The sequence below is a fragment of the Billgrantia kenyensis genome (assembly GCF_013697085.1).
Classification (GTDB): Bacteria; Pseudomonadota; Gammaproteobacteria; order Pseudomonadales; family Halomonadaceae; genus Halomonas; species Halomonas kenyensis.
In genome coordinates this window covers 375,573-388,595 of record NZ_JACEFT010000001.1, presented here as the reverse complement: position 1 = coordinate 388,595, position 13,023 = coordinate 375,573, and the positions used below count along the sequence as shown (strand labels likewise).

General features: G+C 65.2%; 11 protein-coding genes. 2 read left to right on the top strand and 9 right to left on the bottom strand.

Annotation, left to right across the window (positions count from 1 at the left end; genetic code table 11):
• Positions 1 to 22: 22 nt before the first annotated feature.
• Positions 23 to 2,386 carry an ABC transporter permease gene (locus H1D44_RS01685; protein WP_181513103.1) on the bottom strand — a complete coding sequence of 788 codons (2,364 nt, stop codon included), beginning with the start codon at positions 2,384 to 2,386 and terminating at the stop codon, positions 23 to 25.
• Positions 2,387 to 2,404: 18 nt separating this feature from the next.
• Entirely contained in the window at positions 2,405 to 3,169 is a 765-nt protein-coding gene (locus tag H1D44_RS01680; protein WP_181513102.1) for an ABC transporter ATP-binding protein, read from the bottom strand.
• A gap of 102 nt (positions 3,170 to 3,271) precedes the next feature.
• On the opposite strand from H1D44_RS01680, the gene H1D44_RS01675 reads away from it, so the two are divergent.
• On the top strand, positions 3,272 to 4,159 hold the full coding sequence (locus H1D44_RS01675; protein ID WP_181513101.1) for a DMT family transporter: 888 nt from the start codon (positions 3,272 to 3,274) through the stop codon (positions 4,157 to 4,159).
• Between the two features lie 39 nt (positions 4,160 to 4,198).
• On the opposite strand, the gene H1D44_RS01670 is transcribed toward H1D44_RS01675, so the two are convergent.
• From H1D44_RS01670 to H1D44_RS01640, 7 genes are all read right to left on the bottom strand, one after another.
• The gene (locus tag H1D44_RS01670; RefSeq protein WP_181513100.1) at positions 4,199 to 5,413 is read right to left on the bottom strand and encodes an MFS transporter; all 1,215 of its coding nucleotides are present in this window, start codon (positions 5,411 to 5,413) and stop codon (positions 4,199 to 4,201) included.
• The gene (locus tag H1D44_RS01665; protein WP_181513099.1) at positions 5,403 to 5,951 is read right to left on the bottom strand and encodes a hypothetical protein; all 549 of its coding nucleotides are present in this window, start codon (positions 5,949 to 5,951) and stop codon (positions 5,403 to 5,405) included. The genes H1D44_RS01670 and H1D44_RS01665 overlap by 11 nt, the downstream gene beginning before the upstream one ends.
• A gap of 138 nt (positions 5,952 to 6,089) precedes the next feature.
• Positions 6,090 to 7,409 carry a DEAD/DEAH box helicase gene (locus H1D44_RS01660; RefSeq protein ID WP_181513098.1) on the bottom strand — a complete coding sequence of 440 codons (1,320 nt, stop codon included), beginning with the start codon at positions 7,407 to 7,409 and terminating at the stop codon, positions 6,090 to 6,092.
• Between the two features lie 157 nt (positions 7,410 to 7,566).
• Positions 7,567 to 8,091, bottom strand: a complete 525-nt coding sequence (locus H1D44_RS01655; RefSeq protein WP_181513097.1) for a helix-hairpin-helix domain-containing protein — start codon at positions 8,089 to 8,091, stop codon at positions 7,567 to 7,569.
• Positions 8,092 to 8,170: 79 nt separating this feature from the next.
• Complete coding sequence (locus tag H1D44_RS01650; protein ID WP_181513096.1) at positions 8,171 to 8,758, bottom strand: PqiC family protein; 588 nt, start codon at positions 8,756 to 8,758, stop codon at positions 8,171 to 8,173.
• Positions 8,759 to 8,815: 57 nt separating this feature from the next.
• Positions 8,816 to 10,492, bottom strand: a complete 1,677-nt coding sequence (gene pqiB, locus H1D44_RS01645) for an intermembrane transport protein PqiB (RefSeq protein ID WP_181513095.1) — start codon at positions 10,490 to 10,492, stop codon at positions 8,816 to 8,818.
• Positions 10,489 to 11,835: a PqiA/YebS family transporter subunit gene (locus H1D44_RS01640; RefSeq protein WP_181513094.1), complete on the bottom strand. Its 1,347-nt coding sequence runs from the start codon at positions 11,833 to 11,835 to the stop codon at positions 10,489 to 10,491. Before H1D44_RS01640 ends, pqiB begins: the two co-directional genes overlap by 4 nt.
• 144 nt (positions 11,836 to 11,979) lie before the next feature.
• Here H1D44_RS01640 and H1D44_RS01635 point away from each other — a divergent pair, with 144 nt between their 5' ends.
• Positions 11,980 to 12,963: a calcium/sodium antiporter gene (locus H1D44_RS01635; protein WP_181513093.1), complete on the top strand. Its 984-nt coding sequence runs from the start codon at positions 11,980 to 11,982 to the stop codon at positions 12,961 to 12,963.
• Positions 12,964 to 13,023: the final 60 nt, after the last annotated feature.

The following is a 13,023-nucleotide window of genomic DNA, read 5'->3' as shown; positions in this document are numbered from 1 at the left end:
TTAGTTATATTGTTTCCCATCATTACTCAACGGCCTTGAGGACGCGAATCTTGTCGAGGCGGCCGAGGCGTCGATAGACAAGCATGCCGACCACCAGCGAAGCGGCCAGCACGCCCAATGCCGCAAAGCCGAATGCCTGCGGTGTGAATACCAACGGAATGCGAAACAGGTCATGGCTGAAGGCCTGGTGCAGCAGGTGGCTGAAGAAGACGCCGATAATCCATCCCGGCGGAATGGCCACCAGCGTCAACAGGGCGATCTCACCCAGCAGAATTCTCGACACTTCCGCTCGCGTGTAGCCGAGCACCTGCAGCGTTGCCAACTCCCTGGCGCGTTCGGCAAAGGCGATTCTGGCGTTGTTGTAGACCACCCCGAAGGCGATGGAAGAGGCGATGGCGATGAAAATGATCGCCACCATGAGTATGGTTTCGTCGAGGTAGTCGCGAATCCCTTGCTCGGCCTCGGTAAGCATGCCGATAGATGCCACCCCGGGAAGCTCCCACAGGGCGGCATGCAGCTCGGTCGTACGTGCGGCATCCACCAACAGCCAGGCGCCGCTGATGGCCGGGCCTTCCTGGAGCAGCGCATTGAGCGTGTCGCGACGCAAGTAGGCCCCCATGCCCAGCGGCTCGTCGACCAGCGCCGTCAGCGGCAGGCTGACGCGCTGGCGGCGCCCCTCCATGATCTCGACCTCCAGTTCGTCCCCCACTCGGGCGTCGAGCACCTCGGCCAGGTATCGCGTCAGCATGACGCCGGCCTCAGGCAGCCGCTGGGGCTGGCTTTGCTCGTCCAGCACCTGGCGGAGCCCCGGCTCTTGGGCCATGCCCAGCAGGCTGGTGCGGTACTGTCGATGCTCATGGACAAGCGTCACGGGCACCTGTCGCCAGGTCTCCACGGCAAGTACGCCTGGAAGGTGGCGCAGTTCACCAGCGGCGCGTGCCGGCGTCGACTCGTTGAAGATCAGTTCGATGTCCATCTGCAGCACTTGGCGGTACTGCTGATCGATCATCCTGTCGACCGCGGCGAGCTGGTAGGCACCGATCATCAGCAGGCCTGCCGAGAGGGCGATGCCCAGTACGGAAAAGCCGGCCTTGGCCGGGTGTCGGGCCAGGTTGCGCAGCACGATGCGCCCCTCGCTGCCGAGAAGGGGGGCCGGCAACAGTCGTTCCAGCCAACTGCGCCGGAATCGGTGCGGTGCAGGTGGCCGCATGGCTTCGGCGGGGGGGCGACTGACGGCTCGCCATACCGCGTGCCAGGTGCCTCCCAGCGCGGCCAGAAGGGAGACCAGCAGTGACAGGGCCAAGGCCCAGGCCGGTAGGGTTGAGCGCATTTCGGGGAAGCGGAAGTACTCGAGATAAATCCCCGCCAGCCCGCTGGCGGCCCAAGTGCCGAGAAGCACCCCGATTGCCCAGCCAAGCAACACGATTGCCGCCGCCAGCAGCCCGTAGTGCCTGGCAAGCTCCATGTCGCGATAACCGAATGCCTTGAGTACCGCGAGCTGCTCGCGCTGAGTCTGGACGATGCGTCCCATCACGACGTTGAGCAGAAAGGCGGACACCGCGAGGAAGATGGTCGGCAGCACGGTGGCGGTGATGCGCTGCTGATTCAATTCCTCCTCGATGAAGCGGTGCGACTGCTGGTCGTGGCGCGTGCGGGCGCCAATCGCACCGTAACGCTCCAAGGCCTGGTCGAGGGCGTCGATGACATCATCCTCGCGGGCCCCGGCCTGCAGTGTCAGGGTCAGGCTGTTGAATGCGCCTTCCATGGCATACGCCTGGGAGAGCGCACGGTGGTTCATCCACAGCACGGCATAGCGTTGGTAATCCGGCATCAGGTCGGTCGGGGCGACCTGGTAGAGAAATTCCGGGCTCAAGCCGATGCCGGACAGCGTCAGCCTGGTGTGCCGGCCGTTGATGATTGCCTCCAGCGAGTCACCCACCGTCAGGTCGTGCGCCTCGGCGAAGGCATCCGAGACCACGACCTGATCATCGCGCCCAGGCTCGGGTAGCGAACCCTCGATCAGGTGCAACTGATTGAGGAGTGGCTGGCGGCCATCAGGCAGCGAAACCAGCTTGCCGCGCACGGGGTCGCCAAAGCCGGGTACGGACAGGCGTACCGAGGCGAGCACGCGTGGTTCGATCAGGTTGACGCCTTCTATACGCTGCAACGACTCCAGCAGGCCAAGAGGGGCGCGCTTGACCTGGACGAAGATATCGGCGAAGTGATGGCTGGCATAGAAGCGGTCGCGAGCCGAGGTGAGTGAATCCAGCATGGTGATGGCCATGACCAGGGTCATCACTCCGCTGGCAATGACCATGGCGATGGCCAGAGCTTGTCCTTTGAGTCGCCACAGGTCCCGATAGAGTTTGCGGTCGAGTGTCTGCATGCTCGCTTTGGCCTCGCGCTACCAGCGCAGCTCTTGCGGCTTGCGGCGCCGCTCATTGACTTGCAGCTGGTCGACCCTGCCGTCACGCAGGCGAATGATGCGGTCGGCCATCTCGCCGATAACCTCGTTATGGGTAATGATCGCCACCGTGGTGCGGGTGTCACGATTGACCTGCTCGAGCACCTCGAGCACGCGGATGCCGGTGCGAAAATCCAACGCACCGGTCGGCTCGTCGCATAGCAGCACGTCGGGCTGTTTTGCCACTGCGCGGGCGATGGCGACTCGCTGCTGCTCTCCGCCGGAAAGCTGGGAGGGGAAGTGGTCGAGGCGGTGCTCGAGCCCCACCAGGGCCAGGGCCTCCTCAGGGGGCATGGGGTCATGGCAGATATCGGTCACGACGGCAACGTTCTCACGTGCGGTCAGGCTCGAGATCAGGTTATAGAACTGAAATACGAAACCCACGTGGTGACGGCGAAACCGAGTCAGATCGCGCTGGTTCGCCCGCGCCAGGTCGAGGCCCGCCTCCCCTGAAGGAGCCGATGTCCTGGCATGTCGTGAAGCGGCAGGAGAGTAGACCAGCGTACCTTCACTCGGGCTATCGAGTCCGCCGAGTATATTGAGCAGCGTGGACTTGCCAGACCCCGAGGCACCCAGCATCACCACCAGCTCACCCGCATGCAGCTCGAGATCGACACCGCGCAAGGCTTGGATGGTGACCTCGCCCATCTGGTAGAAGCGCTTCAGACCGCTGGCCTGGAACACCACTGCGCCTGTATCGTGCATCGTTTGCCTGCGTACGAGAAGTCTCTGGTTTACGACAGGCTATCACGGCTGGCCGTGGGGATGGGCTTGATGGAAGTCAAACAATGAGTGGGAGAATCAATCATGTCGCGGCCTGTATCGCACTGGCTCTTGCTCGTAGCACTGGCGGTCATGTGGGGCAGCTCGTTTGCGCTGACGCGAATTGCGGTGGCCGAGATGACGCCTGCCATGCTGGTGGCGGGGCGCAACGTGATTGCCGCCTGTGGGCTGATGTTGCTGGTCCTGCTGCTGCGCCGGGCCTTTCCCCGCGGCCGGCGGGTCTGGAGCTTCATGTTGGCGATAGCGATTGTCGGCAACATGATGCCGTTCCTGCTCATCAGTTGGGGCCAGCAGCGCATAGACAGTGGCCTGGCTGGGATTCTGATGGCCGTCATGCCGCTTTTGACCCTGGTGCTGGCCCACTTCCTGGTGCCGGGCGAACGCATGGTTCCCCATCGCCTGGCTGGCTTTGTGGTCGGATTTCTCGGCATCCTGACGCTGGTCGGGCCGACCGCACTGCTCGAGATGGGTGGGCAGGGGGAGACACTGCTGGCCCAGCTGGCAGTGCTTGCGGGTGCGGCCTGCTATGCCGTGAATGCCATCATTTCACGGCATAAGCCATCCAGCGATGCCTGGTCCACGTCGGCACTGGTGCTGGGCATGGCCTGGCTGCTGACCATGCCCCTGGCGGCCGCCACCTGGCCAGTCGACATGCCGATAGTGCCCGTACTCTCTGCAGGGGCGCTGTGGGCGGTGGTCGTTCTGGGTCTGGTCTGTACCGCCTTGGGCAGCGTGGTCTATTTCACCCTGGTGGCGGCTGCAGGGCCGACCTTCCTTTCGTTGATCAACTACCTGATTCCGGTTTGGGCCGTATTGATCGGCGCGCTTTTTCTGGGGGAAAGGCCTGAGCTGCACCACTTGCTGGCCATGGGGTTGATACTGGCGGGAGTGGGATGGTCGCAGCGTCGCTAGTCGCTGCTCGAGAGTTTCTCATACACCAACCGCGGCGGATCAACGCGTGGTCAGGCGGCCGGAGGCATCGACATCCAGTCGCAGGTTGCGGCCGGCCAGCAGGGCGAAGCCGGCAGCTACTGCAACGATCAGCAGCAGTACGCTGGTCATGGTGGTCATGCTCACCTCCAGTTGCAGGAGGACGCCCACGCCCAGCGGCCCCATCGCCGCGAGCGTATACCCGCCGCCTTGTGCCAGCCCCGAGAGCTTGCCGGCAAGGCGAGAGTTGGCGGTTCGCAGCACGATGAGGGTCAGGGCGAGACTGAAACTCCCCCCCTGGCCCAGCCCCAGCAGCACGACGCCCGGCCAACGCCAAGCCTCACCGGCCTGGAGCAGCAGCCACAGCCCCGCACCCACACAGCCCAGCACCAGCAGCAGGGCGGGGCGCTGGTCGCGGCTGAAGCGTGCCAACCACGGCGCGCCGAGGGCGGAAATCAGCTGGACCATCACCGAGGCGCCCATCAGCCAGCCGGCTTCGGATTCGCTGTAGCCGCGGGCCTGGAGCAGTGTCGGCAACCAGCCGAAGACGATATAGGCCAGCGAAGACTGAGTGCCCATCAACAGCATCACCTGCCAGGCCAACGGCTGACCCAGCAGCTGACGCATGCTGCCGCCGGTAGGCGTTGCCGTCGCTTGGCGAGGCGACCTGGGCATCAGCGTGATCCAGGCCAGCAACGCGATGCCAGCGAGCAGCCCCCAGCTCACCAGGCTGAAACGCCATCCGCCCAGCAGGTTGGCCAGGGGAATGCTCAGCCCGGCGCCGAGGGCGCCACCGAGGCACAGGGCCATGGTGTATACGCCAGTCATGAGATCGGCCCCGCCGGGTAGTTCGCGTTTTACCAGTGCCGGTAGCAGGGTGCCGGCGATGCCTATCGCCGCGCCCACCAGCAGGGTGCCGACAAACAGCAGTGCCACCGCCGGCATTCCACGCAGGAACAGCCCGAGTATGAGTCCACCGAGTGCCAGGGCCAGGGCGTTTTCCGGTCCGGTTCGCTTGGCCAGCCAGGGCGCCAGGGGGGCAAAGATGCCCAGGCAGAGCACCGGCAGGGTAGTAAGGGCACCGATGGCCAGGGGAGTGAGGCCGGTGTCGGCCTTGATCCGCAGCAACAGGGGGGCGAGCGAGGAGAGTGCCGGCCTCAGGTTGAGGCCGACCAGTACCATCAGCAGCAGGAAAAGGGCGATGCGGCGCGGGTTGGGGCTGGCGTCAGTCGTCATGCCCCCGCCATATGTCGGTGCGATTGTCGCGACGGCTATCGCTGGGGGAAAGATCCTCGCCACGCGGTGCAATCAAGGGGTGTTCCTTGTCGCCTGCGGCTTCGAAGCTGGCCTGGCCGGGCCCGGACGACTCCTCCAGTTGGCGGCGGATGGTGGAGACATCCTCGACGCTGACCAGCAGTTCCTGACCGTTGAATACCTGTCGCTGGGGGACCAGACGTTCCTCATAGGTCCAGCAGCGCTGCGGCACTTGTGCGACGTACCAGCTGCGACCGTTCCAGTGGGCGTGGCCCTGCTCATCCAGCTGAAGGGCATCGAGGGGAACCAGTGCCGCGAACAGCCGGGCATTGAGCACGAGCCCACCGCCAGCCATGGTCACGGCGCCTTCGTAGCGGCCGGAACGCAGCTGCTCGATCACCGCGCTGCTTTTGACGTTCGGCTCGATGACACCCTGCCCACAGAGATGAAGCAGGCTGTCATCGATCTGCTTGATGACCCAAACCGGAATTGGCTGTCTTCCGGTCAGCCATTTGAGCATGAACGAATCTCCTCCCAGCCACAGCGCGAAATCCCTTCCCTCGCGGATACGCCCGAATACTCAATACGTTAGTCGATATGACAAGCCGTGTACCATCCCACATTTCCCGGAGAACACCAAGTGCCTGGCTCAGGCAATTCAGGCTTGGCGTGCACGCTGGCCGCGACTGCGCTGCCTGCGTGGAGCCTGGGCATCGCCGTTGGCGGAATTTCCGCTGTTGCTGCGCTGGCCTGACTGGCCGCGCTGGCCACCCTGGCGGGCCTGTCCGGTGCGGCCGCCACGGCGGTTGCGTCCGTTCTCTATCGGCTCCGGCTTGGCATTGGGATCGGGCTCGAAGCCGGGTTCGATGCGCTTCTCGAGGTCTCGCTTGATCAAGCGCTCGATGCCCTTGAGCAGTCCATGCTCGTCGACGCAGACCAGCGAGACGGCCTGGCCCTCGCTGCCGGCACGGCCGGTGCGGCCAATCCGGTGCACGTAGTCCTCGGCGACGTTGGGCAGCTCGAAATTGACCACATGAGGCAGCTCGCTGATATCCAGGCCGCGGGCGGCGATATCGGTGGCTACCAGGACCTGAAGGTCCCCGCCCTTGAAGGCGGCAAGCGCCCGGGTACGGGCCGACTGGCTTTTGTTGCCATGGATGGCCATGGCCGGAATTTCCTGCTTGGAGAGCTGTTCGGCCAGACGGTTGGCGCCGTGCTTGGTGCGAGTGAAGACCAGCACCTGGTGCCAGCCGTGCTGCTGGATCAGGTGGGCGAGAAGCTCGCGCTTCTTCTCGCGGTCGACGCGGTAGATGGCCTGGTCGACGGTTTCCGCCGTGGTATTGCGGCGGGCGACTTCGATCTTCTCGGGGTTGTCGAGCAGCTTACCGGCGAGTGCCTGGATCTCGTCGGAGAAGGTGGCCGAGAACAGCAGGTTCTGACGCTTCTCAGGGAGCAGGCGCAGCACTTTCTTGATGTCGTGGATGAAACCCATGTCGAGCATGCGGTCGGCTTCGTCCAGCACCAGGATCTCCACCCGCGAGAGATCGACGTGTTTCTGCTGCTGCAGGTCGAGCAGCCGGCCTGGGGTAGCCACCAGCACATCCAGGCCGGGGCGAATGGCATCCACCTGGGGCTGCTGGCCGACACCGCCGAAGATCACGTGGCTTTTCAGGGTCAGGTGGCGTCCATAGTCGGCAACGCTCTCGCCCACCTGGGCGGCCAGTTCACGGGTCGGTGCCAGCACCAGCGCGCGTACCTGGCGCTTGCCGGGGCGCGCGCCGTCGGCGAGGCGCTGCAGCATCGGCAGGGTGAAGCCGGCCGTCTTGCCGGTACCGGTCTGCGCACTGGCCAGCAGGTCACCACCCTTGAGTACGGTGGGAATGGCCTGGCGCTGAATCGGCGTCGGGTTGGTGTAGCCCTGGGCCTCGACGGCACGCAGCAGTTCGGCGCGCAGGCCGAGTTCGGAAAAAAGGGTCATGCGGTCTCCGCAGATACATCCTGGCCGCGCCATGTGCGGCTTGCACATGACCAGTCCCGGGCCAAGAGGTGAGCAATTCGGTTCAGGGGCGCGGCAGGAGGGACCACGGATCGCCGCGTGTGAGCATTATGCCAGCAAAGGCGGCGCACTGCAGCCTTTATGCCCGGTTTTCCCCTGCTGCCTCGCACTTGTGCTTGAGCCGGGCGAGCACGGCAGCGTTGAGGCCCCGTATCTCGTCGAGCTCGGCGGCTTGCAGCTGCAGGAGGCGCTCGGGGTCGCTGATGCCGTGCTGGAAGAGCACCTCGGCGCTGGCCGGGCCGATGCCGTCGACCCGGGTGAGGCCGGCACTATGGCGCGCGAGCAGTCGGCGAAACGCGGCCTCGTCCAGGTGGGCCCAGCCGTCGCGCTGATAAAGGTCGCAGGCCAGCCGGTCGAGCCCCACGCGCAGCCGCTCGAGGAGCGGGCCGGCTGCGTCGGATGCGATCCCAGCCAGCGCGGTCTCGAGTGCATCGAGGTGTTCGCTGACCGCCTCCAGGCGGTCGGTGGCGAGCCGTGGTGCCTGCGCCTCCAAGGCGGCGAGCAGGTCGTGCTCCAGGTCGCGGGTGTGCGCACGCAGCGCCGCGGCGGTGTCGTGGTCGAGAGGGGGTTTCTGGGGGGCTGTCGCAACGGAAGCAGTCGACATGTCTCTCCCTACAAGGGTGGCAATGTCAAAGCGGGTGCCGGCTTGATCAGCATAGTCGATGTCGACAGGGCCGGCCTGCTCAGCGTACCCGCCTGACCGCGGTGGCGATGTCGGCCGCGACCTGGTCCCAGCTGGTGCCCAGCGCGCGCACCAGAGCGGGGTAGCCGTCATCCTCCAGTTCGGTTTCGGCAAGGAAACTCTCCATGGCCAGCAGACCACCATCCGCTGTCAGTAGCTGCCACTGGCCACCGGCGATGGCCAGGCCGTCATGCCGGCCCTGGAAGCGGTCCACCTCGACACGCAGCCGCAGGGCCTCGCTCCGACCGAGACTGGCCTCCTCCCGCATGACACGGGTGTCGGGTAGACGCTCGGCCAGGCGGGATCGCAATCCACGTTCCAGCTGGCGTCCCAGCGGCTCGGCCCAGAGGTGCTGACGAGCCGCATTGAGACTGATGTCATCGAGCTGCATGACGATGCCGTCGCTGTCCAGGTAGTGGGCCAGGCGCGGCGACTGCACGAGCAGCAGGTGCCCGGCGGACGGGCTGGCCCCGGGGGGCGCCGAGGCACTCTCCGGCAGCATGTAGCGATTGGCCGGCGCGGTGGGCGAAGCACAGCCCGCCAGCAGCAGCATGCCTGTCAGCAGGACAAGCCAGAACATCGACCTCATGCCGCACTCCCTTTCCACAAGATGTGATCATCATAGCGCCACATTTTCACGTCCATATCAGTTACGCCTTGGGGCGCGAGGGACCGGGTCTGTGGTGTCGAGGCTATCGAACAGCAGAGCCCTGGGATTTTCGTTCAGAGTTCGCGTCACCGGCTCGAGGTCGCGCAGCGTGCGCTCCAGTCGCTCGGCAGCACCGGTCAGTTCGCGGTAGGCGCTGGAGTCGGGCGACAAGCCTTCCAGCGTCTCGCGCAGTGCCTCGAGCGACGCGTTGAGGTTGGCCGGCAGATTGCGTGTCCCCGGATCGTCGAGCACCTCCTGCAGGGAGCCGCTGAGTTGGCGGACTTCCCCGAGCATGGCCTCGGAAGCGGCCAGATTACGGTCCAGCCCGGCCAGCAGCGGTTCGATCTCGAGCGCGTTGAGTTTCTCCAGCAGGGCGGTGACCTGAGCCTCGATCTGGGCGAAGCCGGCTGAGATGGTGGGAAAGACGGTGCGGTCGCTGAAGGTCTCCGCCACATAGGTGCCCGCTTCATCGCGATGGAAGTTGATATCGACGAACAGCGCCCCGGTAAGCAGGTTGCCCGACTTGAGTGAAGCGCGCAGGCCGGCGTCGAACAGGCGTTGGAAGCGAGCGTCCCACTCCTCCAGGTCGACCTGCTGGTTCTCGATGCCCAGGCGCTGTGGCTCGATGCGGACCAGTACTGGAATGGCAAAGCCGCCGCGGGTATCGGGCTGGTTGGCGGTGAACTGCCAGGGAACGGCAGCCACGGTGCCGATACGCACACCACGAAACTCGACCGGCGCGCCGCGGGAGAGCCCTCGCACGCTGTCCTCCACCAGCAGTACGTACTCGAGATAGCGGTTGAAGGTGCCCTGGCGTGCACTCTCCTCGTCGGGGTAAAGGCTGAAGGTGGCGTCGTTCTCCACCGCACGCCCGCGGGGGAGATCCTCAGGTACGCCGAAGGTTACCCCGCCACCCAGCAGCGCCTCGAGGGACTCCACGTTGATGCGGATTCCGTCGGCATCCAGCCGCAGGTCGATGCCACTGGCGGACCAGAAGCGGGTGCTGTCGGTGACCAGCCGATCATACGGGCTCTCGATGAAGATCCGCTGGGTCATGCGACGCGTATCCGCATCGAAATGCGCTTCCTCGACCCGCCCCACGGTATAGCCCTGGTAAGTCACGGGATCGCCCGCACGCAGCGAATTGCCGAGCTGACTGATCAGATTGATGCGCAGCCCGGCGGCATCGGCGGGGGCCACCGGTGGCAGGTCGCTGACCTGGAACTCGCGAATGCCCGACTCGCCGCTGCCAGGCTGTAGCTGAATGAAAGCCCCGGAAAGCACGGTGCCAAGACCGCTGATGCCTTCACGACCGATGCGCGGCTTGACCACCCAGAAACGGCTGCCTTCGGTAAGCATGGCTTCGGTATTGGGCGCCATGCGCGCCGTGATTACCGTATGCGACAGGTCTTCCGAGAGCTGCACGCGTTCGACGCGGCCCACCTCGACGTTGCGGGTCTTGATCAGCGTACTGCCGGCCTCGATACCCTCGGCATTGCTCATCGTCAGGGTGATCAAGGGACCGCGGCTGCGGTAGTTGTCATAGACCAGCCACAGGCCGATCAGGATCGCCACGATGGGCACGATCCAGATCGGCGAAAGTCGCCGTTGTGGGGTCGCGCGGGCACGATGCATGTCACGCGGTGTCTCGACGTCGCGAGGGGTATCGCTCATCCAGGGATTCCTTGGGTCTTCCGGTTGTCACGCGGCAGGGGCGTGTCCCAGATCATTCTCGGGTCGAAGGTCATCGCTGCCAGCATGGTCAGGACCACCACGGCGCCGAAGGCCAGCGCGGCAGGCCCTGGGGTGACCGACATCAGCGAGCCGGCACGAATCAGCGCCACCAGGATCGCCACCACGAAGACGTCGACCATCGACCAGCGACCGATGAATTCCGTGATCCGGTAGAGCCGTGTGCGGCTGTTGGCGTTGAGCTCACTGCTGCGGGCCACGACAAGGCAGAGCCAGGCAAGCGCTACCAGTTTGCCCACGGGCACCACGACGCTGGCCACGAAGATCACCGCGGCCACCGGCCAAGAGCCCATCTGCAGCAGTTCGACGACGCCGCCGATGATGGTCGACGGGCTGCTGTGGCCCAGGGTGGTGGTGGTCATGATGGGATAGACATTGGCCGGTATGTACATGACCGTGGCCGCGGCCAGCAGCGCCCAGGTACGCTGCAGGCTGTGAGGCAGGCGCACATGCAGGCGCTCGCCACAGCGCCGGCAGTGACTGTGGCCGGCGGCATCGAAACGATTGACCAGCCCGCAGGTGGAGCAACCCGTCAGACCCTGCGACGCAGCAGTGGTTCCGGTGCGGGCGCCCTCTGGCGCCTGGGGCTCGCCAGCGAGCGAGAACCACATCCAGTCCGAGTCGATCGATTGGGTAGTGAACAGCAGCAGCAGGGCAAAGGCGCAGAACGCCCAGAAGGAGATCCCCAGCTCGATCTGGGCCAGCCCGGCCACCTTGATCAGGCTGACCAGGGCGCCAATGATGAAGACGTCGGCCATCATCCAGGGATTGAGGTGGGCCAGGGAGCGGGCGATAGAGCGGCTGGCGGGAAGCGGGCGCCCCTGCAGCAGTCCCAGTTGCAGCCATATCACCCCCAGCAGGTAGACCCCCGGCAGTACGGCGATGGTCAGAATCACGGCGATGGCGACCAGCGGCTGGTGGAATCCGATCAGCGTCGTGGCCGTCTGGCTCAGTTCAATACGGTTGCCGAACCCGCCTACGGAGAAGCTGACGAAGGGAAACGAGATGGCCAGCAGCAGTGCGACCATGGCGGCCATGGCCAGTGCCATGCTGCGCTGGGCAGGGCGGTAGTGTCGTGTAACCAGGGTATGGCCACAGCGCGGGCAGTCCGCTTTCTGTCCCGGGCGCAAGGGAGGAAGGGCCGATAGCCAGTCACACTCGTGACACGCGCGCAGCCGCCGCCGCGAAGTGCGGGCCTCGGGTGGGGTCCGGTCGACGCGGGGCTCGCCCGGGGCGGGCAGGAAACGAGTAGAGCGATTGAGCACGTGTGGAACGATCCGGAGAAAGTAGTATGGCGAGGCAAGCCGGGGTGGGCGTATTGCCCTCTGGCCAAAGTGAAGTGTGACACGTTGACGGGACGCCTACCATATACAAACATGCGCCACTGAATGTTCCCCAAGGATTGAAAAATGTTGCTTCCCCTGATTGCCATCGCAGCCGGCCTGGTGCTGCTGGTATGGAGTGCCGAGCGCTTCGTCGACGGGGCAGCAGCAACGTCACGCAGGCTAGGTGTTTCGCCTTTGCTGATCGGCATGCTGGTCATCGGCTTCGGGACCTCGGCGCCTGAGCTGATGGTGTCGTCGCTGGCCGCAGGGCAGGGCAACCCGGGGCTCGCCCTGGGCAACGGCTATGGCTCCAACATCGCCAACATCGGCATGATCCTGGGCCTGATGGCGTTGATCTCGCCGCTGGCGGTGCATTCCAGCGTGATTCGCCGCGAGCTGCCGCTGCTGGCTGGCGTCACGCTGCTCTCGGCGCTGCTGATGTGGGGCGGCGTGATCGGTCGCTTCGAGGGTGCCGTGCTGCTGCTGATGCTGGCGGCCATGATCGGCTTCAGTATCTGGCAGGCCCGCCGCGGCCCGGCCGATGCGCTGGCAAGCGACACCGAGGATAGCCTGGCGGCTCGGCCCATGTCGCTGCGCGCCGGCCTGGCATGGACCTTCACCGGGCTGCTGCTGCTGGTGCTGAGCTCGCGGGTGCTGGTATGGGGGGCGGTGGAAATCGCGTTGGGCTTTGGCGTCAGCGACCTGATCATCGGCCTGACCATCGTGGCGATTGGTACCTCGCTGCCGGAGCTGGCCTCCTCCATCAGTGCACTGCGCAAGAATGAGCACGATCTGGTGGTGGGTAACGTCGTCGGCTCCAACCTATTCAACACCCTGGGTGTGGTGGGGCTGGCCGCGGTGATCCACCCCATCGCGGTGGGCGGCGAGGTGCTGCTGCGCGATTGGAGTCTGATGGCGCTGATGACGCTGCTGATGACGGTATTTGCCATCGGCTGGCGTGGCCGTCCGGGGCGCATCAACCGCGTCGAGGGAGCCGTGCTGCTGGCGCTCTTCCTCGGCTATACGCTGTACATGGTGCGGCTGGTGGTGCAGGCCACCGGCGCCTGATGCGACATCTCGACACACTGATTTGGCGCAACAAAATGCCATTTTTTGCATTCTGAAGGG